At 46.1% G+C, this 24,011-nt stretch carries 26 protein-coding genes, 1 tRNA gene and 1 pseudogene; 11 read left to right on the top strand and 17 right to left on the bottom strand.

Features of this window, described 5'->3' with window-relative positions; translation table 11 throughout:
* Positions 1 to 103 precede the first annotated feature (103 nt).
* Both BLU98_RS02490 and BLU98_RS02495 read right to left on the bottom strand, forming a co-directional pair.
* Positions 104 to 508, bottom strand: coding sequence for a response regulator (locus BLU98_RS02490; RefSeq protein ID WP_092721634.1), 405 nt, complete (start codon positions 506 to 508; stop codon positions 104 to 106).
* A complete protein-coding gene (locus tag BLU98_RS02495) occupies positions 498 to 2,735 on the bottom strand; it encodes an ABC transporter substrate-binding protein (RefSeq protein WP_092721637.1) in 2,238 nt (745 codons plus the stop codon). Before BLU98_RS02495 ends, BLU98_RS02490 begins: the two co-directional genes overlap by 11 nt.
* Before the next feature lie 144 nt (positions 2,736 to 2,879).
* On the opposite strand from BLU98_RS02495, the gene BLU98_RS02500 reads away from it, so the two are divergent.
* The 3 genes and pseudogenes from BLU98_RS02500 to BLU98_RS18005 form a co-directional block, all read left to right on the top strand.
* Positions 2,880 to 3,314 (top strand): RrF2 family transcriptional regulator, encoded by a 435-nt coding sequence (locus BLU98_RS02500; RefSeq protein ID WP_092721639.1) that lies wholly within the window; start codon positions 2,880 to 2,882, stop codon positions 3,312 to 3,314.
* A gap of 5 nt (positions 3,315 to 3,319) precedes the next feature.
* Entirely contained in the window at positions 3,320 to 3,715 is a 396-nt protein-coding gene (locus BLU98_RS02505) for a group III truncated hemoglobin (RefSeq protein WP_092721641.1), read from the top strand.
* Positions 3,715 to 3,792, top strand: a pseudogene (locus BLU98_RS18005) (hypothetical protein); the annotation flags it as partial. The gene BLU98_RS02505 and the pseudogene BLU98_RS18005, both read left to right, overlap by 1 nt.
* Before the next feature lie 16 nt (positions 3,793 to 3,808).
* Here the strand turns inward: BLU98_RS18005 and BLU98_RS02510 are convergent.
* The 5 genes from BLU98_RS02510 to BLU98_RS02530 form a co-directional block, all read right to left on the bottom strand.
* Positions 3,809 to 4,801 carry a type I glyceraldehyde-3-phosphate dehydrogenase gene (locus BLU98_RS02510; RefSeq protein ID WP_092721643.1) on the bottom strand — a complete coding sequence of 331 codons (993 nt, stop codon included), beginning with the start codon at positions 4,799 to 4,801 and terminating at the stop codon, positions 3,809 to 3,811.
* A 75-nt stretch (positions 4,802 to 4,876) separates the two neighbouring features.
* Entirely contained in the window at positions 4,877 to 5,701 is an 825-nt protein-coding gene (locus BLU98_RS02515) for an SGNH/GDSL hydrolase family protein (protein ID WP_092721645.1), read from the bottom strand.
* A gap of 65 nt (positions 5,702 to 5,766) precedes the next feature.
* Positions 5,767 to 5,850: transfer RNA gene (locus tag BLU98_RS02520), tRNA-Leu, on the bottom strand.
* Between the two features lie 113 nt (positions 5,851 to 5,963).
* A complete protein-coding gene (locus BLU98_RS02525; protein ID WP_257574659.1) occupies positions 5,964 to 6,989 on the bottom strand; it encodes an isoprenoid biosynthesis enzyme family protein in 1,026 nt (341 codons plus the stop codon).
* Between the two features lie 37 nt (positions 6,990 to 7,026).
* Complete coding sequence (locus BLU98_RS02530; RefSeq protein ID WP_257574660.1) at positions 7,027 to 8,007, bottom strand: LuxE/PaaK family acyltransferase; 981 nt, start codon at positions 8,005 to 8,007, stop codon at positions 7,027 to 7,029.
* Between the two features lie 49 nt (positions 8,008 to 8,056).
* Here BLU98_RS02530 and BLU98_RS02535 point away from each other — a divergent pair, with 49 nt between their 5' ends.
* The 4 genes from BLU98_RS02535 to BLU98_RS02550 all read left to right on the top strand — a co-directional run bounded on the left by BLU98_RS02535 (position 8,057) and on the right by BLU98_RS02550 (position 11,524).
* Complete coding sequence (locus BLU98_RS02535) at positions 8,057 to 8,506, top strand: hypothetical protein (protein WP_139173817.1); 450 nt, start codon at positions 8,057 to 8,059, stop codon at positions 8,504 to 8,506.
* 72 nt (positions 8,507 to 8,578) lie between these two features.
* Positions 8,579 to 9,424: a UbiA prenyltransferase family protein gene (locus tag BLU98_RS02540; RefSeq protein ID WP_092721653.1), complete on the top strand. Its 846-nt coding sequence runs from the start codon at positions 8,579 to 8,581 to the stop codon at positions 9,422 to 9,424.
* A gap of 10 nt (positions 9,425 to 9,434) precedes the next feature.
* On the top strand, positions 9,435 to 10,544 hold the full coding sequence (locus BLU98_RS02545) for a M42 family metallopeptidase (protein ID WP_092721655.1): 1,110 nt from the start codon (positions 9,435 to 9,437) through the stop codon (positions 10,542 to 10,544).
* Positions 10,545 to 10,678: 134 nt separating this feature from the next.
* On the top strand, positions 10,679 to 11,524 hold the full coding sequence (locus BLU98_RS02550; RefSeq protein ID WP_092721657.1) for a type 1 glutamine amidotransferase: 846 nt from the start codon (positions 10,679 to 10,681) through the stop codon (positions 11,522 to 11,524).
* Here the strand turns inward: BLU98_RS02550 and BLU98_RS02555 are convergent.
* The 4 genes from BLU98_RS02555 to BLU98_RS02570 form a co-directional block, all read right to left on the bottom strand.
* Entirely contained in the window at positions 11,490 to 13,079 is a 1,590-nt protein-coding gene (locus BLU98_RS02555) for a bacterial transcriptional activator domain-containing protein (protein WP_092721952.1), read from the bottom strand. The genes BLU98_RS02550 and BLU98_RS02555 overlap by 35 nt on opposite strands.
* A 364-nt stretch (positions 13,080 to 13,443) precedes the next feature.
* Entirely contained in the window at positions 13,444 to 14,121 is a 678-nt protein-coding gene (cmk, locus tag BLU98_RS02560; RefSeq protein WP_092721659.1) for a (d)CMP kinase, read from the bottom strand.
* Positions 14,122 to 14,148: 27 nt separating this feature from the next.
* Positions 14,149 to 14,775, bottom strand: coding sequence for an FMN-binding negative transcriptional regulator (locus BLU98_RS02565; RefSeq protein WP_092721661.1), 627 nt, complete (start codon positions 14,773 to 14,775; stop codon positions 14,149 to 14,151).
* A gap of 9 nt (positions 14,776 to 14,784) precedes the next feature.
* Positions 14,785 to 15,879, bottom strand: a complete 1,095-nt coding sequence (locus BLU98_RS02570) for an Mrp/NBP35 family ATP-binding protein (protein WP_092721663.1) — start codon at positions 15,877 to 15,879, stop codon at positions 14,785 to 14,787.
* Between the two features lie 142 nt (positions 15,880 to 16,021).
* Between BLU98_RS02570 and BLU98_RS02575 the strand changes: the two genes are divergently transcribed.
* From BLU98_RS02575 to BLU98_RS02585, 3 genes are read left to right on the top strand one after another with little or no spacing between them, the layout of a single operon-like run.
* Positions 16,022 to 16,666 carry a carboxypeptidase-like regulatory domain-containing protein gene (locus BLU98_RS02575; protein WP_092721665.1) on the top strand — a complete coding sequence of 215 codons (645 nt, stop codon included), beginning with the start codon at positions 16,022 to 16,024 and terminating at the stop codon, positions 16,664 to 16,666.
* A gap of 12 nt (positions 16,667 to 16,678) precedes the next feature.
* Positions 16,679 to 17,575 (top strand): 3-hydroxybutyryl-CoA dehydrogenase, encoded by an 897-nt coding sequence (locus BLU98_RS02580; RefSeq protein ID WP_092721667.1) that lies wholly within the window; start codon positions 16,679 to 16,681, stop codon positions 17,573 to 17,575.
* A gap of 5 nt (positions 17,576 to 17,580) precedes the next feature.
* A complete protein-coding gene (locus BLU98_RS02585; protein WP_092721669.1) occupies positions 17,581 to 18,339 on the top strand; it encodes a YdcF family protein in 759 nt (252 codons plus the stop codon).
* A 3-nt stretch (positions 18,340 to 18,342) separates the two neighbouring features.
* Here BLU98_RS02585 and BLU98_RS02590 read toward each other — a convergent pair whose 3' ends face one another.
* Genes BLU98_RS02590 through ribD form a run of 3 tightly spaced genes read right to left on the bottom strand, consistent with a single transcriptional unit; the run spans position 18,343 to position 20,915 of the window.
* A complete protein-coding gene (locus tag BLU98_RS02590) occupies positions 18,343 to 18,948 on the bottom strand; it encodes an IMPACT family protein (RefSeq protein ID WP_092721671.1) in 606 nt (201 codons plus the stop codon).
* Positions 18,945 to 19,853 (bottom strand): EamA family transporter, encoded by a 909-nt coding sequence (locus BLU98_RS02595; protein ID WP_092721673.1) that lies wholly within the window; start codon positions 19,851 to 19,853, stop codon positions 18,945 to 18,947. Before BLU98_RS02595 ends, BLU98_RS02590 begins: the two co-directional genes overlap by 4 nt.
* Positions 19,854 to 19,865: 12 nt before the next feature.
* A complete protein-coding gene (gene ribD / locus BLU98_RS02600) occupies positions 19,866 to 20,915 on the bottom strand; it encodes a bifunctional diaminohydroxyphosphoribosylaminopyrimidine deaminase/5-amino-6-(5-phosphoribosylamino)uracil reductase RibD (protein ID WP_092721954.1) in 1,050 nt (349 codons plus the stop codon).
* Between the two features lie 46 nt (positions 20,916 to 20,961).
* On the opposite strand from ribD, the gene prmC reads away from it, so the two are divergent.
* Positions 20,962 to 21,837 carry a peptide chain release factor N(5)-glutamine methyltransferase gene (prmC, locus tag BLU98_RS02605; RefSeq protein ID WP_092721675.1) on the top strand — a complete coding sequence of 292 codons (876 nt, stop codon included), beginning with the start codon at positions 20,962 to 20,964 and terminating at the stop codon, positions 21,835 to 21,837.
* Here the strand turns inward: prmC and BLU98_RS02610 are convergent.
* The 3 genes from BLU98_RS02610 to BLU98_RS02620 form a co-directional block, all read right to left on the bottom strand.
* Positions 21,794 to 22,201, bottom strand: coding sequence for an ExbD/TolR family protein (locus BLU98_RS02610; RefSeq protein WP_026775009.1), 408 nt, complete (start codon positions 22,199 to 22,201; stop codon positions 21,794 to 21,796). The two genes, prmC and BLU98_RS02610, sit on opposite strands and share 44 nt — an antisense overlap.
* Positions 22,202 to 22,228: 27 nt before the next feature.
* Entirely contained in the window at positions 22,229 to 22,915 is a 687-nt protein-coding gene (locus BLU98_RS02615; RefSeq protein WP_026775010.1) for a MotA/TolQ/ExbB proton channel family protein, read from the bottom strand.
* Between the two features lie 152 nt (positions 22,916 to 23,067).
* Positions 23,068 to 24,000 (bottom strand): SPFH domain-containing protein, encoded by a 933-nt coding sequence (locus tag BLU98_RS02620; RefSeq protein ID WP_092721677.1) that lies wholly within the window; start codon positions 23,998 to 24,000, stop codon positions 23,068 to 23,070.
* Between the last annotated feature and the right edge of the window lie 11 nt (positions 24,001 to 24,011).

The raw sequence follows: 24,011 nt of genomic DNA on the forward strand, positions 1-24,011 counted from the left end.
CAGAGAAAAAGATTAAGTTTCTGTGTAAATCACCATTTCTTAACGGTGAAAACACGGAATTTTTCAGTGTTCTAACTTCGTATTTTTCCCATTCCGGGACCTTTCACCCCATCATTTCTTCAATTTGCCGGTCATTCAGTGGTTTAGAATAGGCTTTTTGCACCAATGGATAGGTCATAGCCCTTTTGATGTCTTCCGGATAGACCGAAGAAGTTAAAATAAACACACGGATTTCACCCAGGTTTGGCCGGCTTTCCGCCATTACCTTGAAATGGTCCAGGAAATCCCATCCATCCATTACAGGCATATTGATATCAAGCAGGATGATCTGGGGCAGGCTGGCCTCCCCCTCTTCCGATGCACGGAGCAACAACTCTATAGCTTCTTTTCCGTTCTGGGCAATATCAATGCAAACGTCTGGATGATAGTGCCGGAATATTTCCCGACTGAGGAAATTCGTTACATCATCGTCGTCTACCAAAAGTATCCGCTGGTATTCAGGCGTCATAGGGCATTGTGTTTTTTTTCAGGAATACTTGAAATGCAGTGCCCCTGTTCACCATACTTTCCACTGCTATCTTACCTCCAAGGGCTTCTACCTGGCTTTTAACGATGTAGAGTCCCAATCCCTTTCCTTCCGTATTTTCATGAAAGCGTTGGTACAATCCGAATATTTTGTTCCCGTATTTTCCCATATCAATTCCTTTGCCATTATCTGTGATGGTAAGTACCACAAACTCTCCGTCTTCCTGCGTAGTAATATGGATAACAGGCCGTTCATGCTCCTTCCGGTATTTGATGGCATTGGTGATGGTATTCAGGAACACACTGTGGATAACTTTCCCGGGATAGCAGATGTCTTTTGCTTTGGAGAAATCATAAGTAATCGCCGCCTCTTTTTCCATGATCTCTTCCGAGATGGAATGCATCACATCTGTCAGTTCTTTTTCGAATGAGACCGGTTCCCGCAGTTCCGTTTTGTGCACCCGGGAGCTTAGTATTTCATTGAGATCCTCCAGTGTACTGCTCAGCTTATCAATACTGAGGTTGATCTTATCAAAAATATCCTTATTCCTGCCTGCCAGTTCTTCTTTGTTGAATAACCAGGTAAGGCTGCGCAGGTTGGCAACAGGGGCACGCAGGTTGTGTGAAGTAATGTAAGCAAATTGTTGCAATTCCTTATTGCTGATCATCAGTTCCTCGGTAAGTTCCTGCAGTTCCATCTCCTTTTGCTTGATATCATCCATATCGATATGAATGCCTGCTGCACGGATGGTTTCCCCCTGCTCATCCCGTAGGGGGGATTTGCTGATGGATAATATCCATTTCCATTTATTCTCGCGGGTCTTCATCCGCATCATCACCTGGTAACTGCTGGCTTTACGCGTCACATAATCGTTGTATTGTTTTTCGATCGCTTTCCGTTCATCAGGATGCAGCAGCATGGTAAAAGTTTCCCATTTATTATCCAGTTCTCCCGGGTCATATCCCAGCATGATCTTCCACATATCGTTGAAATAAATCGTGTTGTTCCGGATATCCCAATCCCATATACCGATTTCAGCAGCATCGGTAGCCATTTCCAATCGCTCTTCACTGATGCGCAATTGCTCCTGTGTACGTTTTCTTTGCTCAATTTCTTTTTCCAGTTGCAGCGTTCTTTTCCTGACCGAGGCCCTCAATGATATGCTGTACAATATGATGATCAGCAATACCAACAGGACTGCTACCGACAGGATGATCCCCATTCGTATCACATCAGATGAGAAGCCTTTGCTCTCACTGTACACAAACCCATCGAGCCGCGCATGCGGCGAAACCAGCTTCAATGACTTATAGATATCAAGGATATGATTCCAGCGTCCTTCATTCATGTGCCCTATTTCCACTATATCGGGCACGATCAGTTTGCGCATATCTTCGGCTTCCGCCAGCAGTTCGGCCTTTGTAACGCCCCTTTCTTTTACGCCAGGCAATGTGAGGATATAATCAGCTATTTCTTCCGGGTGATCCAGGGCATAATCCCATCCTTTGAAGCTTGCCTTCACAAACTTCCTGGTCTTTTCAGGGTTATTCTCTGCCGTGCTTTGGAGTGAAAAGAGCAAGTCTCCGTAAAAGTCAATGCCGTAGTTGATGGGTTGTATATAAGACGGTTTTATCCCCTGCTTCCGCAACTGGTTGAGCTCATCGGAATAATAACCGGTCATCGCATCTACCTTCCCTTTGATGAGATCGTCGTTTTTCCAACTATGTGTTACCACATGCAACGAATTGATGGGAATGCCTTCTTTGAGAAAAACAGCTTGTAGTTCTATCCAGCCTTGCGCTTCCGAAACCATCAGGGTCTTGCCTACCAGGTCCGACGGCACACGGATACCCCTGCTGGCCAAAGAGATCAATATATAGGGTGAATGTTGAAAAAGCGCCCCTAATGCCACTATCGGTTTGCCTTTGGCGAACTGGATCATCAGATCAGAACCGGAAATGCCGAACTGCGCCCGCCCCGCCAATACTTCCTGCAGCGGGTCGTGATTGCCGTCTCCGGGAACCAATTTTACTTTCAGGCCTTCAGCGCTGTAAAAACCTTTGATCTGTGCCGCATAATAACCTGCAAACTGGAACTGGTGCCACCATTTCAACTGGAGATGCAGGGTATCGTTTGCCGCTTCGGCCCGTTGCACAATACAACATCCCGTCAACAACAAAAGCAGCAATGTATTCCTGATGTACCACATTGGTCTGACGAAGGGCTAGGGTGAATGGACCATTGATTGCGCCAAGATAATCTGTTTCAGTCATATCAGGTAGATTCATTGATAAAAGACAAAAAAGTATTTTATTAAATCGATTCATTTATCTTTGTTATTGCAATCAATGATATGTTTTCAAAAACCTGTACTTATGCCATCCGGGCCATGCTGTTCATTGCCCGGCACGGCGAAATCGATAATAAGCTGGGCATAAAGGAAATTGCCGGAGGTATTGATGCACCTGAACATTTTATTGCAAAAATTTTGCAGCAATTGAGCAAAAAGGGGTTGGTATTGTCGCTGAAGGGACCATCGGGTGGGTTTTACCTGGATAAGAAAACGGGTAAATGTACCCTGGCCGACATTGTGCAGGCTGTTGATGGCGATTCGTTGTTTACAGGTTGTGCATTGGGACTCTCCCATTGTTCGGAACAATATCCCTGTCCACTCCACCATGAATTCAAAAAGATCAGAAAAGAGATTCATGAAGCGTTGAAGTCAACCAGGCTTTCAGAGTTCAATGAAGAACTGCTTCAGCAATTCACTTATCTGAAAAACAGATAAACGTTATGCAAACACGGCACGACATTCACAATGAGACCGACATCAGTTTACTGGTTCACCGCTTCTACGATAAAGTAAGGGAAGATGCGCTGTTAGCTCCTATATTCAATGAGCGGATCGGCAGTCACTGGCCCGCGCACCTGCAAAAGATGGTCTATTTCTGGCAAACCGTTTTACTGGATGAACAAAAATATTTTGGGAGTCCCTTCCCCCCTCATGCCAGGTTACCTATTGCACACGCACATTTTGAAAGATGGATGCAATTGTTTACCGCTACCATTGATGAATTGTTCGATGGAGAAAAAGCGGCGGAAGCCAAATGGAGGGCCGGTAAAATGGCCGAGCTGTTTGAAATCAAAATAGCCCATCACCAGCGCAACAACATGCAAAACCTGATATAATGCCTTCTGCACAATTCACCATCAAAAGGGTATACGAAAAGCCTTCGGCCAAAGACGGTTACCGGGTGTTGGTTGACAGGCTCTGGCTTAACCTTATAATTTACCCGCACCAACAAAACGCACCCAATCGATCACCCGCGAAGTATAGCCATATTCATTGTCGAAGAAAGCCATCAGGTTCACGGTGCGGCCTGTTACAGTTGTCAGTGACCCGTCGATAATGGCTGAATGACTATTGCCTTTGATATCGAGTGAAACCAATGGGTCTTCGGTATACTGAATGATGTCTTTGTATTCCCGCTTAGCAGCCTGCTTGAACAGTTCATTCACCTGTGCTGCCGTAACCGCCTCTTTCATCTGGAAAACAAAATTAGCCAGTGCACCGTTCGCGACCGGTACGCGGGTAGTAATGGTATAGATGCAGCCTTTCAACAGAACAAAGAGTCGCTCTAAAGATTGCCCCAGGTCAACAGATACGGGAATGATAGATTCGGCAGCAGCCCTGCCTCTGCGAAGATCTTTATGCGGACCATCCACCAGTTCCTGCCTGGATGTATATGAATGCAGCACATTGATGTGCACCGATTCTATGCCGATGGATTGCATGAGATAGATCAGGTGCGTTGAGCAATTGGTCATGCAGCCTCCGGGGGAAATCAGGTGTTTATCTCCATTCAGTTGGTGCTGATTGAATCCATAAATCCTGAGCGGAATATCTTCTGCACCCGTAGTAGACAGAATGACGTTTCCTGCTCCTGCTTCCAGGTGTTGAGATGCGAGGGCTTTCGTCAGGAATTTACCGGTACACTCCAAAACAAGATCAACCTGCAATGCTTTCCAGGGCAGCTTTGCCGGGGCAGGTTCATGCAAAAAGCGAATGGTTTGACCGGCAGCGATGAGTTCGTTGTTTTCTACGGCGATCTCAAAGGTAGCCGGACCATATACTGAATCGTACCTGAGTAAATAAGCCAACTGGTGCAGTTCCATGATATCATTCACTGCTACTAACTCTACACCAGGCATCATTACCAATCTCCTGAACAATAACCGGCCAATCCTGCCCATTCCGTTGATCGCTATTCTCATCGCTGTTTTTTAGCCTGTAAAATTAGCGATTTCATGTGGTGAATGGCCCACCATGCATGGACGTTGGAAATGGAGCTACAACTTTCTCATCAGTTTTACCAGTTCCCTGGCAATACATGCATTTCCCTTATCGGAGGGATGCAGCCCATCATAAGTCATCCCAATAGCTTCTACAGGATAGGGATAGGCGTCTTTTGCGGGATCGAACGGAACACCCGTGTAGGCCGGATAAGGATAGTTTTTGTATTCACCCGTTTGCGGATCGCGCAGCCGTTTGAACTGAACGAGGCGGGGGATTTCAAGTTTCTTATTATGATAGAGATCAACTATTTTAAAATGTTCATGCGCTCCTATATTACGTATGGCATCCACTACCTGTTCCAGTGTCTGGCCCGCTTTTGCTTTATAAGAGCCATAAGCATTGTTCCTGGCATTATTGATATACACAAAATCGCTTCTTTGCATGGGCGTGATCAACACGATCGTCGCACTAGGATTCAGTGAACGTATCTTGTTGATGATGATACGGAAAGCGCCATACACAGTGCTATCCCCTGTTGCCATAACATAATCTTCCCACCTGCCTATATGGTCTCCGTGCCACCAGTCATTAGTGCCTAAAAAGATAGAATATATATCGGCCCGGGGAATGTTCAGGCGCTCAATAGAGTCGGCAATCCTTCTTGAAGTCCAGCCATTGTGTCCCTGGTTAACATATTGTATGTATGGCAGCTTTTCTGTTACGCGCGAAAGGTAGCCTTTGGTAACCCGGTTGCCCGTTTCATTCGCGTGGTCATTGAGGTAGGTAATAGAATCGCCAATGGCAACCCAGGTAATCGGGTGGCGGGTGAATGAACAGACAAAAAGGAAAATAACGGGGAGATAAATGCACTTCTTCATATGTATATAAAGATAGAGGAGAAATAAAAAAGCCTCGCATTTATCACAAATACGAGGCTCTCAGGTGCCCAGGACTGGATTCGAACCAGCACATCCTTGCGAACGCTGCGACCTGAACACAGTGCGTCTACCAATTTCGCCACCTGGGCTTCCGCTTTAACGGGGTGCAAATATAAGGGCAAAAATCCTTATCATCCAAAGAAAACTACTGAATTCCCCCGCTGCCTGCCAGTCATATGTCAGGTCGATTCTTTCAGGCATTTTATTCAAATTGTTTTTCCTGATGCAATTTTTTTGCATGCAGGTATACCTGGCGCATGCAGTAATATAAATTAGCCGGCTTTTCCATATCTACGATCAACTGCTTACGCGGCAATTGCTTCAGGTTGGGCAGTGCATCCGCTTGTCTCTGTATTTTTTGTAATTGTTTGATGGCGATCAACCCAAAAGAACAAATACCCATCAGGGAAATGTTAAGATGCTGTTTGGTTTTATTTGGAAAGGGCAATGCTGCGATCTCTTTTTTTAGCTGTGTTATCTTACCGGTAAAATAGTCATGGAAAGCATACGCATCTTGCATCCTGTTAGGCAATGTAACAATTCCTTCCTGGTAATCTTTATAAATATCATACAGATCGTTCGTTAGTTGTATGATGCCACCGATCAGGTACCAGCATTGTTGTTCCTCTTTCCCGGCAGGATCATCGAGATAAAAATGGCAAAGCAATACCGAATATCCACCCTTGTGTAAAGTGATCTGTTCTATTTCTTCATCGGTGATCGAGGGGTTGAATTGCCTCGCTGAATCTTCCTGGGCCTCATATAAACGATGGGTTACTGTTTCATACCATTGTTTATCCCGTACATAATTCTTCAGCAACAAATGAGCGTACAAAAAAAGGCTTTCATCAAAGGATTTGGGCTGATAGACAGTGGGAGAAAAAGAAATTTCATAAAGACTTTCCTGATCCAATTCCTTTCTGTCACAAAAGTTATCAAACAAAGAACTGCAGATAAAATAATGCAGCATACGATCCCGCTCTGCACGGTTCGACACCCTACCCCTTAAGCGTGTAAAAGCATCACACATCATAGGATTATAAATACCATAACTGGTAATCACTTTATGAAAAGTGACATCATCCAAACGTCCTCCCAGTTGCTGTTCTAATTCCCTCAAACGCACTCTGGCCCATTTGGTTTCTTTTCTCCGCACAGAAAGTATGTACCAGGTTTTACTGATGATATTCCACATAAAGTTGAACAGGTACATACGATGGTTTCTCATTTTAATCATTCAATACACAGCCGGTTACCTGGTTGTATTATACTACCAGTAAGCTGCACCCCCTGATATCACTGTGGTCCAGCCGCCCCCATACTTCAAAGCTTCCGTCTTCATAAACAATACCCACATCTTCCGTTGCAATGAAAGACACACTATACAGGTTTGCCAGGTCTATGATTTGTAACAAGCCCCGTCCACTCGTTTGCACATGCAGGGGGTCTTCTTCGTCGCGCACCAGCACTTTCATCCAGGGCGGGCAATAAAAGCGCCCCTCTCCTTTCGAATAAGCCTGGCTCAATAATTCGGTCATGCCATATTCTGCATGTACCTGTTTTACACCAAAACCTGTGCAAAGCTGTTCATGCACTTCTGCCCTGGTCATTTCTCTCTTCCGGCCTTTCATGCCACCTGTTTCCATAACAATGGTATGTTCCAGTTGCTGCGGATGGGTTTCAGCAAAATCGAGCAGGGCAAAAGTAACACCGATGAGGAGTGTTTTTTGCCTGGCCGCTTCCAGTTGCCGGAGGGTGTTTGCCAGCTTTTCATGCTCGTATAAATAAAAGCCACCGGCGGTATGGCCGCTCATCTTCACCATTTCATCCACCATCATCACCAGTGAAGAATGTTGCCGTTCCAGGTAGGCGGGTAACAATCCTATGATACACCATTCGGGTACCGGACCATAAAACTGTTCAAAAGCATGGGTAAAACTGCGCCGGTATATGTCCGGGTCTTTTACCCAATGCCGGCTGTTAACGGTTTGTGTGGTGCCGCTGCTTTCAAAATACAGGGGTGGTTCAAAATCCGTAGTCACTACCCGGTGCGTTTTAAAGAAAGAGATGGGCAACGCCGGCACCTGTGCGGGTGTCATAACAGTAGCGATATCTTTGCACACCAGGTCGCACCAGCTACGGTAAACCTGGTTATGCCGGTATTGGAAATGAAAGGTATCCATGCAATACTTTTCAAAATCGGCAGGCCGGATAGAGAAAATATTGTTAACTTCAAAAGGAAGCACTGTGTTCTATTGTAAGGTTTTGACTAAATTTGAACGGAAAGTACAACGAATGAAGAACCCATTATTGATATTAACTGCTATCACGCTCATTGCATTGTCTTGCAACAAAGATACCTATACTACGCGTCCGAAATTAACTTTCAAAAGTGTCAACGGCAGCAGCTTCGGCGTCAACCAGACCATCCTCTTCAATATTGAATTCACCGATAAGGAAGGCGACCTGCAAGACAGTGTGTGGATACAAAAAATTACCCGTACCACTGGCTGCAATAATTTCGCCGACAGGCTTAAAATACCCGATTTTGTGGCAACTTCCAACCTGAAGGGCACCCTGGAGATCGGTTATGCCGTTGGATTCAATTCCGCGGCAGGTTATCCGATCCTGCCCCAATGTCCGATTGGAAAGAACGACACCTGTTATTTCAGATTCTGGGCACGTGATAAGCAGAAAAATGTGAGTGATACCGTCGTTTCACCCACCATCGTGATACTGAAATAGACAATTTTACATCTGCAATCGAAAATAATACATACGCTTTTCTTTGGTAATTATTTTTACGGCGTCTGCACAGTGGCCCTATCGATCGAAGCCAGTCTGCAACAGGGATACGGATTGAACAATTTTACCTATTACCTGTTTGTTTTTGCCGCAACAGTACTGTATTACACCCATGCTTACATGGCTGAAAGCATTACCAACAGCAGTAACCGCCGTTCCATCTGGTATGTGAGGAATCACCAGGCTATGCGGGTATCCCAGTTATCGCTCACTGCTATCTCTTTTATCAGCGGCGGCATCCTTTTATACGAGTTCGGATCCAGGATGGTAGCGGCTTCTTTTCTGCAATGGGTAGCTATTGGTATTTTCCCGGTAGCAGCTGCACTCTATTATGGCAGTGCTGCGCCGCTCAACAGTTCTCATAGCCTGCGCAACAACGGATGGCTGAAACCCTTTGTGATCGGTTTTGTATGGGCGGGCACTGTTACGGTGTATCCGGTACTCTTCAAAAGTATTGAGGACGGCTTACCTTATGCACCTAAACTGTTCAACGTTTTGCTCTTCATCAAGAACCTGATGTTCATCACTGTGCTCTGCATCATGTTCGATTTCAAAGATTATGTGGCGGACCATAACAAACAGCTGAAAACTTTTGTGGTGCAGATCGGGCTCCGGAAGACCATTTTTTACATCATTCTACCATTGAGTGTGGTGGGATTGGGTACTTTTCTCAGCTATGCTTATTATATGCATTTCCCTTTCCCCCGCATTGTGCTGAATACGATCCCCTTCATTTTATTGATCATGGTGGCGCTGTCCATGCAACGGCGTAAATCAATTCTCTATTATCTTGCAATCATAGACGGACTCATGCTGGTCAAAGCCCTGTGTGGTACCATCGGCGCGTTATATTTTTAAAACAAAGATTATGGCAAAGACAAAAAAAGCGAAAGCAACATCCATCCTGACAGACAAATCACTGGCTTTTCTGAAAAATTATATCAATACCCCTTCCCCGGTTGGTTTTGAGAGTGGCGGGCAGAAACTCTGGCTCGATTATATCAAACCGTATACCGATACTTTCTTTACCGATCCTTATGGCACTGCTGTGGGCGTGATCAACCCTACCGCTCCTTTTAAAGTGGTCATTGAAGCGCATGCCGATGAAATCAGTTGGTTCGTGAACTACATCAATGAGCAGGGACTCATTTACCTGAAACGCAACGGTGGCGTAGATCACCAGGTGGCGCCTGCCAAGCGTGTGTGGATTCATGGTAAAAAAGGACCTGTGAAAGCGGTATTCGGCTGGCCTGCAATCCATACCCGTTTGGGCAATGGCGATAAAGAACAGCAACCCAAAGTGGAGAACCTTTGTCTCGATTGCGGCGCCCGCAGCAAGAAAGAAGTAGAAGAACTGGGCGTTCATATTGGCGCAGTGGTTACCTATGAAGAAGGGTTCGATGAGTTGGCCAATGATTTTTATATAGGCCGCGCATTCGATAACCGCGTAGGCGGCTTTATGATTGCCGAAGTAGCACGTCTGCTGCACGAGCACAAAAAGAAATTACCCTTCGCCCTGTATATAGTGAATGCTGTACAGGAAGAGATTGGTTTGCGCGGTGCTGAAATGATCGCCCGCCGCATCAAGCCCGATATAGCGATCATTACCGATGTTACACATGATACCAGTACGCCCATGATCAACAAGATCGTTGAAGGCGATATACAGTGCGGTAAAGGACCTTCACTCGCTTATGCGCCGGCTATCCACAATAAATTGCTGAAAGTGGTGGAAGACGTAGCAGAAAAAAACAAAATACCCGTTCAGTTTCGTACCCTCAGCAGGAGCACCGGTACCGATACCGATAGTTTCGCCTATGCCAATGATGGTTGCCCCTCTGTACTCATCTCCATACCCCTGCGCTACATGCACACGACCGTGGAAATGCTGCACAAGAGCGATATCGAGGGTACCATTCAATTAATGTATCATACTTTGCTGACCCTGACGCCCAAGACCAATCTTTCTTATTTATAATGAAGGTATCAATTACTCAGCGGCTCAATGTAAAACCTCGTCATTATCAAATTGACGAATTGACAAATTGTCAAATTACATTGAGCCATTGAGTATTGAGCCATTTTCACATTAATCATTATTTTTGCGGCTCCATGCAAAACAGGGAACATATAAGAATAGCCATCCTGGACCTTTATGCGGGCGAGCCCAACCAGGGAATGCGCTGTATCAGGGAGATCATCAACCAATGGGGCGATTTCAAACAACTCGACGTGGAATTCGATGAATTCGACGTGCGGCAACAGTTGGCAGTACCTGATACCTCCTATGATGTATATATTTCCAGTGGTGGCCCCGGCTCTCCTTTGGAAAGCGAAGGCACTGAATGGGAACGGCGTTATTTCGACTGGATAGCACGCATGGAGCAATGGAACCGGGAAGCGCTCCAAGTTCCCAAGAAAAAAATATTCTTCATCTGCCATAGCTTCCAACTGGCCTGCCGGTATTTCCAGTTGGCTACTGTTTGCAAGCGCAAGTCCACCGCCTTTGGGGTCTTTCCTGTACACATGCTGCCCTATGGCAAAGAAGAACCGGTTTTGCAGGGCCTCACAGATCCGTTCTTTGCCGTAGACAGCCGCGATTACCAGGTGATCAAACCCAAACGCGAAAAACTGAAAGCAATGGGCGCTCATTTACTGGCGCTCGAAAAGATCAGGCCGCATGTACCTTTTGAAAGGGCCATTATGGGCATCCGTTTCAATGAGCATTTTATCGGCACCCAGTTCCATCCCGAGGCCGATGCAGAAGGTATGCACATGTATTTATTGAGGGAAGATAAAAAGCAGACCGTTATTCAAAACCATGGTAAAGCCAAATGGCAAAGCATGGTGGAACAATTACAGGACCCGGATAAGATACTGAGAACACATAACCATGTGCTCCCTAATTTTCTCGACCTGGTCCTTACAGCACAGCAACAGGCTGTTGTTCCCGCTTAACGCCCCCTTTCCGTTTGTGTTGTAAATATTTATCGTGGATGACCTTGCTCATCGGCTTCTCATACACTTTGCTTTCTACCCAGGATATCATATCGAGATAAGCAAAAGACCTTGTTTCAAAACGGCTTTTCTCCACCTGCCGGATGCTGTGCAGGAACTGCTTCAGTTCTGTTTTCACCTGGTGGGCAGGGCGATGGAAAGAGTGCCGCAAAAATTTGAACATCTCTTCTTCAATCACCGTGAGGTTTTTCATTTTGGCCATGTAACGGTATACCGAGCGGATCAGTGAGCCTTCGATCAATTCCAAATTACCCAACTCATAGTGCGCCATCATGTGCAGCAACCGTGCGTAACACTGCAAATCACTGCGCATGTCTACATGGTCGTCGATGATCCTGCGCAGGTAATCAATGGAAGTTTCATAATCGCCGCTGCCAAAAAACAGCGTAGCCATCTTATAGTTGAATACCAGTATGCGGTGTTTATCGAGATACAATGCTTCTTTCTCCAGCCAGGCTTCCAGCTCCGGTACCAGCAACAGTCCCTCTTTGAAAGTACCCGTCATCAGGTGCCAGTTCAGTTTGGCGCTGTAGATATAGATAAAAGAATGTACCCTGAAGATATCGTGCTGGTTGGCCAGTGGAGTAGCCGAGAACTCCTCGAATCGTTTCAATACAACCTGGAACTTTTCAAAATTGCGCAGGTCGAAATGCGCATTCAGCAGGTTGTGCAGGGCTTTTACATAGTGACCTGTCTCTATCGGTATCATCAAAGGCTGTTCATCGAACAGGTCGAGCCATTTCTGGCTATACCGGTAATACATGATGAAGTCCTGCCGCACAAAAGCATACCAGCAATAACTCTGGAACAGGTACAAACGCTCATAAAAACCCGTCAGGCTTTGTGCATTCGCCGGCAGGTGTTCCCTGAAATATTGTTTGATACCCTTTTCATCTTCTTCATTCCGCGCATGGCCGTTCCTGATATACCAGGTGTACAATTGCAACGCCAGGTTCGACAATTGTGTAATCACCATCCTTTTCTCATTCACCTCATTGGCCTGTACAATCAGTTCCTCGGTTTTTTCTACCATGCTGCGCGTGATGTACAGCGTTTCGATCTTTTTCTCCAGGGAAATCACCTGTATCAAAAAGCTTTCCTGGTTATAGGTATGGGCCATCCCTTTCACCTTATCGAGTATTTTCAGGCTCTGGTGATACAATCCTTTATTATAAAGAATGCGGGCATGATCCAACTGCTCATGCAGTTGCATATCGATGCTCTCACTGCTCTTGAGCAGGCGCAGGCTGGCCAGTAATTGCTTATAGAGGTGGGTTTTGAGGTTGGCCAACTGTGGTTTTCCCACGTTGGTGAGCTTTTTTAACAAAAGCTTTTCATCATACTCGGCCAGTTTATCCATCGCATCGAATAACTGGATGATTTTCAGGTCTTCTTTGGCTGAACTTCGCTTGATATAGAGCTTAAAATTGCGCTTTTCCGACTTCTGGAGGGACTTTATCAACTGGAACAATGGGTCGGAAATACGGTTGGGCATCATATTCATTTTAACCAAAAACGCAATGCTGACAAGGGTTTCAGCGAATGAAACCGCTTTTCAGCATAATAAAACCTTAGTAAACTTGTTTTTCTTAATGTCTCAAACCGATCTACATTTGTGTCAGATTGGTTCGAGAGACAGGAAGTAAGGCAAGCAATCGTTAGAAGAGGCAAACAATCGAAGATACACTGCAACCGTTGCAGTTCAAAATATTAAGCGGTAGATAATAACGCCAACCGCAGCAAGAGTTTTCGTATGGCAAGCAATCGTAGAGGTCGTTCCGTTTCCACGGAGGGACCTTTTTTGTTGGCGCCAAGGTAAGGAAGATTTTAATTAAAATAACATTTCCTTAATATTTTTTTCAGCGAATCTTTTCCCTGGCCCATTTGAGCGCCAACGACAGCTGCTCTTCCCGGGTGAGGTTGCTGTTATCTAGCACAATGGCGTCTTCTGCTTTTCTAAGGGGACTGAACTCCCGGTTACTATCAATATAATCACGCATTTCCAGGTTGTTTTTCACCTCTTCAATGGTGATATTGGGATTTTTGGCAAATAATTCCTTGAACCGTCTTTCCACCCTCACAGCCGGATCGGCCGTAACGAATATTTTTAATTCGGCATGCGGGAATACCGTGGTGCCGATATCCCTCCCATCCATGACGATCCCTTTTTTCTTTCCCATTTGCTGTTGCTGCGCAACGGCAAATTCCCTTACTGCTTTCAGCGCAGATACGGCGCTTACATTTTCACTCACCAGCATATCCCGTATCAATGCTTCCACATTCTCATCATTCAAATACATATCGCTGTTGCCGGTAATGGGATTGTAACGAAAATCCAGGCTCACTTTACCCAGGGCTTTCACCGCTTCTGTTTCATTCTGCCAGTCGATATGCTGCCGCAGGAAATACAAAGTGATGGCGCGGTACATGGCTCCGCTATCGATAAAAACATAGTTGAGCTCATTCGCCAGCTGGCGTGCCAGTGTACTCTTGCCACAGGATGAAAAACCGTCGAGCGTGATGATGATCTTCTTCATAAAACAACTTTGCCCATTTGTACGGGTTTAAAAAAGGTGGCCTTTTCTTTTTTGCATCTCGGCGGCAACGGCTTTTGCATCAGCATCTTGTTCATTCAATTGCTCCATGATCTGTTCATAGCTGCGCCGGTCGCGGTTCTGGCTCAACTTGAATACATGCTCCAGTGCATCTACTTTTATCTCAAAAGCAACAATGGCTTTGGCCATGCGTTCAACATATTCGGGCGATAATTCCTTGTATTGAGCAGGTGATTGCGCATCCTGTTCAAAAAGTGTGGTGGTTTCTTCCAGCACCTGCAATAACTGTTCATGATCCAGAAAAGCAAGTGTTCCCCGCGCATGCACTGTCATGTAGTTCCAGGTAGAAGCCTGCTGCGGATTTTTGTACCAGCTGGCGCTCACATAGGTATGCGGACCGGTAAACAGCACCAGTGCCTGTTGGGTGGTCTCAAATGCTTTGCAATGATCGGTCTGTCGCATCATGTGCGCCTGCAGGTAAAGTACCCCTTCTTTCTCTTTGATGAGGAAGGGTAACTGGGTGGCAACCGGCTGTCCGCCTGCATCAACCCCGATCAGCATGGCAAAAGGATGCTGCTTCATGAAATCGATCACAACAGCCTGGTCTTTCTCTTTGTAATGCGGTAAATGGTACATGCAGTGAAGTTACGCAACTACATCGATCGGTTTGGTTTTGGGCACATTCGCATTGCGAATGGCGATATTTCTTACGGCCGAAGCAGTAAAATCGCGGAATGCCTGCTGGCTGATGGCATCGGTTCCCAGCATTGCCGGAACGCCCTCGTCGCCGCCTTCGCGGATGCTTTGCACCAATGGTACCTGGCCCAGGAACGGCAGGTCGTACTCATCGGCCAATCGCTTGCCGCCTTCTTTACCAAACAGATAATATTTGTTGTTGGGCAATTCTGCTGGAGTGAAATAAGCCATATTTTCCACCAGTCCAATGATCGGCACTTTGATCTGTGCTTGTCCGAACATGGCAATTCCTTTTTTAGCATCCGCCACCGCTACATTTTGCGGCGTGGTAACGATCACCACTCCTGTTACCGGAACGGTCTGCATCAATGTAAGGTGTATATCGCCGGTGCCGGGAGGCATGTCGATCACCAGGTAATCCAGTTCACCCCAATCCACATCGGTTACAAACTGGCGTATGGCGCTGCTGGCCATTGGACCGCGCCATACCACTGCGTTCTTTTCGTCTACCAGTAACCCGATACTCATCAAACGGATACCATATTTCTCCAAAGGAACGATCATCCCTTTTCCATTCACATCCTTCATCATCGGCCTTTCGCCACGCACGCCAAACATGATGGGAACGCTGGGGCCATAAATATCCGCATCCATCAATCCAACACTGGCGCCTCCTTCAGATAAAGCCAGTGCGAGGTTGGCAGCGACCGTACTTTTACCCACACCGCCTTTACCGCTCACTACTGCAATGACATTCTTAACACCTGCCAGCAATTGCTGATCGCCTTTCCTGGAGGAAGATGTATTGGCAATAAAATTTATTTTAACGGAAGCCGATGGATTCACCAGTAATTTGATGGCATTTTCACTGGCAGTGCGCATCATATCTTTCATCGGACAAGCAGGCGTGGTAAGCACGATGGTAAAGCTCACATCGTTACCAGATATATGAATATCCTTTACCATATTGAGTGTTACCAGGTCTTTCCCCAGGTCCGGCTCCTGCACATTACTCAAGGCTTTCAAAATAGCTTCTTCGGTCATCACGCAAGTTTTTGTTAAAAAAGAAAATCGGCACGCAAAGTTAACCCCTTGCAGCCGTACTTTGTTCTAAATCCTTCCTTTTAAACAAAGAAGGCCGGTTGCAGTTCGGTTTTATGAGCAATGGCTTTGTATTTTTACGCGGATGATGAAATTTTTACGATACTTTTTAATTATTGCTACCCTGTTCACCTTTCACAAAGGCTATTCCCAGGCAAATCCCTATCGCGATTCTGTAGTACAACTCTATGGTGTGGTTATGACGGCCGACAGCCTCAAGGGCATACCTGCGGCGAGTGTTATTGTAGAAGGAAGGGGGCGCGGTACCATTTCCAATGGCGACGGGGTTTTCTCTATTGCGGTATTAAAAGGAGATCATATCCTTTTTTCCAGTATTGGCTATAAAGATAAAACCATTCATATCCCCGCCGACCTGCCGGGCAACCAGTACAGTGTGATACAATTGCTGATCAGCGACACCACATATCTTCCCGCCACCATATTGAAGCCGCGTCCTACGCGTGAACAGTTTGAACGCGATTTTGTGAACATTCCTGTCCAGGATGATCTCTATGAAACCGTTCGCAAAAACAATAATGAAGCGCAACGAAGGGCTTTGCTGAACAGCCTGCCTGCCGATGGCCGCGAAGCAGTCAATTACCAGTTACGTCAACAAGCCAACAAAGCCTATTACGCCGGACAGGTACCGCCCATGAATATCCTGAATCCTGCGGCCTGGCTCGATTTTATTCAAGCCTGGAAAAGGGGCGATTTCAAGAAAAAGAACTAATCTTTGCCTATTATGGCATTACAACATATTACTGTTATCGGCGCCGGTACCATGGGTAACGGTATTGCGCATGTTTTCGCACAAAGCGGTTTTTCCGTTGTATTGGTGGATGTGAATCCGGCGCAACTGGAAAAAGCATTGCAGACCATCACCCGGAATTTCGACAGGCAGATCGGCAAAGGCACTGTTAGCGAAGAACAAAAGCAAAAGGCGCTGGCGAACCTGACCACCGATACCGACCTGGCCAAAGCGGTAAGCAAGGCCGATCTCGTTGTAGAAGCCGCCACAGAAAATGCAGAACTGAAATTAAAAATATTCAAACAGATAGATGAAGCGGCGCCTGCCCAGGCCATCCTGGCTACCAACACTTCTTCTATTTCCATTACCAAAATAGCAGCCGCCACCAGCAGGCCCGGTAAAGTGATCGGTATGCACTTCATGAACCCGGTTCCTGTGATGAAACTGGTAGAGATCATCAATGGCTATGCTACCGAAGCAACTGTTACCGATGCCATTGTGCAGCTCAGCGCTGCTTTAGGTAAAATACCATGCGTGGTGAATGATTATCCCGGCTTCATCGCCAACAAGATACTGATGCCCATGATCAATGAAGCTATTTACAGTCTTTATGAAGGTATTGCCGGCGTGGATTCCATCGATACCATCATGAAGCTGGGTATGGCGCATCCTATGGGACCTTTGCAGTTGGCCGATTTCATTGGGCTCGATGTGTGCCTGAGTATACTCAACGTGCTGCACGAAGGATTTGGCAATCCGAAATATGCCCCCTGCCCCCTGTTGGTAAATATGGTTACTGCCGGCAAACTGGGCGTAAAATCCGGTGAAGGGTTTTATGTTTATTCGGGCGGAAGCAAGGAACTGGTAGTGAGCAACCGTTTTAAAAAATAAGATTGATGTTCTTCATTCTTTCCAAAGTATTATACTTCCTGTTATACCCCATTTCATGGATCCTTATTTTGTGGGTCTGGCGATGGAGATCACGCACTGCCACCACACGTAAAAGATTACTGATAAGTATGATTGTGCTGGGTATTGTTTTCTCCAATCCATTCCTGTATAGATCTTTTGTGATGAGCTGGCAGCCTGTACCGAAGTCCTTGCCGGATACTGCGCACTACAGTGCAGGTATTGTTTTAGGCGGACTTTCTTATTACGATAAAAAAGACAGCGGCTTCTTTGGCCCTTCTGCCGATCGCTTCATTCAAACAGCCAACTTGTATCACAGGGGCATCATCAATAAAGTACTGATCACCGGTGGCACAGGCAATTTGATGCAAAGGGAACCACCGGAAGCTATTTTTCTCAAACAGGAATTCATCCGCAATGGCGTAAACGAAAAAGACATTATCCTCGAAAGTCGGTCTCGTAACACATACGAGAATGCCATATTCAGTAAGCGGGTATTGGATTCTCTAAAATTACAACCGCCGTTTGTACTGGTAACTTCTGCCATGCATATGCCCCGGTCGGTCGCTGTATTTAAAAAAGCGGGCATCAACTTCATTAGTTACCCTTGCGATTATACAGTCATCGATGAAAGATTTGATATTGATAATTATATCATACCCGATATTTCTCTATTGAAGAAGTGGTCATGGGTCATCAAAGAAGTGGTAGGTTTCGTTGCCTATCGTTTAACAGGCAAAGCCTGATCATTACACCCGTTTTACATCTACCGTATGCATATCCTGCAAACGATACAATACTTCATCGAGCCTTGCTTTGGGAATGCCAATACGGAGCAGACAGAACAATTGCATTTCCTGTCCAACCACGCTGCAGTTGCATTGTTTAACGATCATCATCACATCGTTCATGCGCGTATAGTCGAACTGCAGTTCGTGCATGATTTCAATTGGTTTCTGCACAATGGGCACCAGTTGCAACGCCATGGCAGTAGCTGTTTTATAGGCATTGGTGAGTCCGGGTACACCCAATAAAGTGCCCCCAAAATAACGCACTACAATCACCCCGGTATCGGTTAGCCCTTTGCTGTCGATCTGCCCCAGGATTGGCCTGCCGGCGCTTCCACTGGGCTCGCCATCGTCACTCACCCTGAACTGGTTTCCATCCAGTCCTATACGGTATGCAAAGCAGTGATGCACTGCTTTGGGGTGTTCTTTCTTCAGTTGCTGCAACTGCTCTTTGAATGCCTCGGGTGTTTGCACCGGGAAAACAAAAGCGATGAACTTACTGCCCCTGTCTTTGAATTCGGCCATTGCAGTTTTATCAATGGCCTGGTAAAAATCTTCATTACTCATAAGCTGTCTCCAAATGCAATCAACCAGATCGATACCATGGAAAGAACAATTCCTGCCCAATTGATCTTTGATAACCGTTCCCGGAACAATAACCAGGCAGCCACAGCGCTGAATAATACAATGCCCATATTGTTCATGGGTATGCTGGCGCTGCTCTGCCAGGGACTGATTTTCAAAAACCTGACCAGGCACCAGATGGAAAAATAATTGGGTACGCCAATGATAATGCCGGCCAGCAGGTTCTTCCAGGCAAAAACCTGTTTGCCGCGAAGATACTGTATCAATAGAATGCAGGAGCCGATAGTGGCCGCTGATAAAAAACCACTGATGAGGTAAGCATTGCTGTTTTCTTCGGTTACATAATTTTTCTGCACATGGTTGATCAGTGCATCGAGCAGGCCACTGCCAATGAAAAGGATCAAAGGCAAAAAAGGAACCAGGGAGTACCTGTGCGAAGCCTGCTGCTTGTTATCATTCACTTCCGATGATGCCGCCTTGTTCCTGTAACAAGTAAGTACAACGGCCAATAATGCCAGTCCAACTCCTATCCCTTTCCAAATCCTTATACTTTCTCCATACAGGTATACCGATAAAACCACCGGTATGATCAGCGATAGTTTATTGGCAACAGAAGCAACTGCCACGCCGATCTTTTGTGTGGTAGCGCCCAATGTATTGAAGATGGAGACAAAGAAAACACCCATCAGACAGGCCCAGCGGAACCAGGGTGTGCCTGTTACCGAAGCATTAATGGGGAAACCACCATTCACGAATGAACCGGTAACAACACAGGTGAAATAGTTAAAGAGAATGACCTGGAATATACTAACCTGGTATCTTTCACATGCTTTGATCGCAAGCGTGAGATAACTGGTAAGCACAATACTGCCGAGCAGGTAAAGCATGGGAACAGGGATTTAATGCAAGAGACCGGGTGTATAATAAGTGATATGATCGGTTTCCCATTGTTCTTCCAGTTGCATATCTGCATTGGTAAGGAGTGGCGATGGCAAACCATTGCCAATGTTCAACTGCCGGTTTGTGATCACACGCGCTTCATCCCACAATGCTTCGTCAATAAACTGCTGCAACAAATGCTTTCCTCCTTCTACCAATATACTTTGCAGTTGCAGATGGTGACAGGCTTTGAGCAGTTGCGGCACAACAGGCGCTTCAAAATCCAGCCGGTGGTACCATAATTGGTTATGCCGTTCCTCTTTGCTGTTATTGAATACAATGGTAGTTTGTTCTCCGTTGAATAATTTCAGCGACGATGGCAGCGAAAGGTTCCGGTCAATGACCATTCGCACAGGGCTTTTCCCGCTCCACAAACGGTTATCGAGCGATGGGTTATCGAGCATAGCTGTACGGGTACCCACCAGTATGGCTGCTTCTTCGCTGCGCCAACGATGCACGAGCCTGTTGGAATATGCATTACTGATCAGCAGGCGTTCCCCGGTATTAGCGGCCATTTTATGATCTGCCGTCTGCGCCCATTTCAGCACCACATAAGGCCGGCCGGTTGTATGAAAAGTGAAAAAACGTTTGTTCAATGTTTTACAGGCGTCTTCCAATACACCCACTTCAACAGTAATGCCTGCCTGTTTTAGTTTTTCAATTCCCCTGCCGTCTACTTCTTTAAAAGGATCCCTGCATCCTATCACTACATGGGGTATTTGCTTTTCGATGATCAGGTCGCTGCAGGGAGGTGTTTTACCATAATGGGCACAGGGCTCCAGGGAAACATACAAACTGGCTTGCCTGATATGTGGCTGGTCAATGGCAGCAACGCTATTGATGCAGTTCACTTCGGCATGCGCTTGTCCGTATTGACGGTGCCATCCCTCCCCAATGATCCGATCCTGGTACACCAGTACCGCACCTACCATGGGATTGGGCGCAACGGACCCAGCACCCAACCGGGCCAGTTCCATGCAACGCAGCATATATCGTTCGTCCTGGTTCATCACATCAGAATGAACAAAAATAGCCAAATGGTGCTAACATTGCAGCATGACGTTCCAATCGGCCCAACAGCAATTACTGGCAATACTGGCTCCCATATACGATGCACGCGAAGCAAGTGCTATTGCTCACATGATCATGGAGCACCTGACCCGTAAAACAAAAATAGAACGCCTGCTGGAGCCCGCATCTGTATTGACTGCAGATCAAAAATCTTTGTTACAATTATATATAGATCAATTATCCCGGCATCGTCCTGTTCAGTATGTATTGGGTGAAGCATGGTTTGCGGGTATGAAATTTTATGTCAACGAACATGTGTTGATTCCCCGGCCGGAGACAGAAGAACTCGTTACATGGATCATTGATGAAGCTGCACAAGGTACTCAACAGGTATTGGATATTGGTACCGGTAGCGGATGCATCCCCATTGCATTGAAAAAAGGTTTGCCTGCTGCGTCTATCACATCAATTGATATAGACCCCAATGCATTGCAGGTGGCGCATGATAATGCAACTACTCTGCAAGCGGATATTCAATTGATTGAACTGGATTTTTTAAATGAATCTTTTTGGCACAAATTACCTGGCTATTACGATACCATTGTCAGCAACCCACCCTATATAAAAGCGATGGAATCAAATACCATGGCAAAGCATGTGCTGGACTATGAGCCTGCACGAGCGCTTTTTGTGCCCGACAATGATGCACTTGTTTTCTACCGGAAAATAGCAGCCTTCGCATCAACCCATCTGAACAATGCCGGCAGCATTTATATGGAAATCAATGAAGCGTTGGGAAAAGAAGTAAAACAACTCTTCGAGGCAACAGGATATCATGTAACAATAAAGCAAGATTTACAGGGAAAGGATCGTATGATCAAGGCTTCGAAGGCGTATTATCCACCGCCATCACAGGCGTAGCGCCCAGTTTCTTGATCACTTGCATTACCCGGATGGCGGTGCCAAGATGGGAAGTGCTATCGCCATTGATCACCACCGAAGGTTTTTCTGTTTCTTTAGCGAGGAAGTTTTTCAGTTCCGGTTCCAGTTGATCAAAAGTTATTTTCTGTGAACCAAGGTATATCTGCTGGTCCTTATCAACCGTTACCACCACCGTTTGTTTGGCGCGGGTATCGCTTTTGGCTTTGGGGTTGGAGACCTTGATCACATTGGGATTGGCCAGTGTGGAAACAATGAGGAAGAACAACAGGAGTATGAACAGGATATCATTCAATGCGCCTGTATGCACTTCCGGGTGTGTTCTGAATCGTTTCCTGATATTCATGATAGGCAGATTGCAATGAATAAAAAATTACCTGGTAGGCTCCTGCAGTATGTCGATGAATTCCGCACTCGAAGCTTCCATCTTGTTTGCTGTTTTATCAATCTGTGTACTGAGGTAGTTATGTCCTACATAAGCGATCAGTCCAATGATCAGCCCCGTTGCCGAAGTGATCATCTTGGTATAGATACCTCCTGCGATGGTATTCAGCGTGTATTCACCTGTTGAAGCAATGCCATAGAACAACTGCACCATACCCACAATGGTTCCGAGGAACCCGAACATAGGCGCGATACCTGCCACCAGCGAAAGAATGTTCAGGTTGCGTTCCATATTGTACATTTCCAGTTTGCCTACGTTCTCCATGCTTTTTTCAATGGCATCGATGGGTTTGCCAATACGCTGTATGCCTTTGTCGATCATACGGGCAACCGGGTTATTGGTATTCCTGGCCAGGTTCCTGGCTGCCGCTACATTACCCGTCATGATGTTGTCACGAATGATGCTCATGAAATTGCCTTCAATGCGGGAGGCGCGGCGGATGGCCAATAACCTTTCCACGAATACAAAAATGGCTATGACCAGCAGCAGGTAAAGGGGATACATGATCCAACCGCCCTTTTCGAGAAGGCTCCACATGGATATTTTTTCCGGTGCAGCGGGAACAGCTGCAGCAGCAACCTTCTGGAGGGTATCGGTCTGCAGTAAATAGAACATGCTGGTTGTTTTATGGTTATGCTAAAATTAGCTGCTTCTGCAAAAGAACAGCCAGCATGTGAATAAAATTGCCCTACCAGGGCGTTTTAAGAAAGATTTTGCACATTTTGAGTTGTTAGTTGTCAGAGGGATGTTCTAACAACTGACATCTATCAACTAACAACTTGATCCTTCATTTTAAGCATCCCCATGATCTGCTTCATCGTTTTATCCATGCCTTCCGGACTTCCATCGAGAAAAATGATATTGCCTTTACCGCCCTCGGCGAAGTTCTTAACGGCCTCGGTCCACATGCTGAAAAGGATCACATTGGTATCCAGGTTGGCCTGTTTCATCTGCTCGGCAGCCTGGCTCATACCCCTGGCCACTTCTTCGCGGAAAAGGGCCACACCCTGGCCTCGCAGCCGTGCTGCCTCTTTCTCCGCTTCTGCCGATATCTTGATGGCATTTCCTTCTGCCTCTGCCGCCTTGGTCTTGGTAATGAGTAATGCCTGTCCTTCGTTCTCCGCGGCCGCTTTCAGGTTATTACTGGCCACTACCTTACTCATGCTGTCCATGATCTGCTTGTCGAATGTGATGTCGTTGATCTGCAGGTCCTGCAGGTGATAACCCCATTCTTCTAATGAATGATCGATCTGCTGCTTTACAAATTCCACAATTTCCCTTCGTAACAGCAATATCTCCGCCTGCTTTTTCGTAGCTACAAAAGCCCTGATGCTGCCTTCCACCGTTCTGATCAATGCCTGCATCAGGTCTTTATCGCTGATGAACTTGAATGCCACATTTTTAATGGTTTCTTCATCCTGGTTGATCACCGAATACAACAGCATACTCTTGAAATATACGTTGGCCTGGTCTACCGTCACCGCCTGGAATTCCAGCTCCACAGAGCGGTTCTGAATGCTAACCGTTTTATACACCTGTTCCAGTATGGGTATCTTGAAATTCAATCCCGGCCTGAGTATCCGCTGGTATTTACCGAATAAAGTAATCACCGCAATGGATCCCTGGTTTACCGTAACCAGTCCGCTGAAGAAGATGAAGATGAGTATCAATACCCACCAATAAGCAGCTAGCAGTTGCATAACATTAAATT

It is taken from the genome of Hydrobacter penzbergensis, from assembly GCF_900106985.1.
Taxonomy (GTDB): domain Bacteria; phylum Bacteroidota; class Bacteroidia; order Chitinophagales; family Chitinophagaceae; genus Sediminibacterium; species Sediminibacterium magnilacihabitans.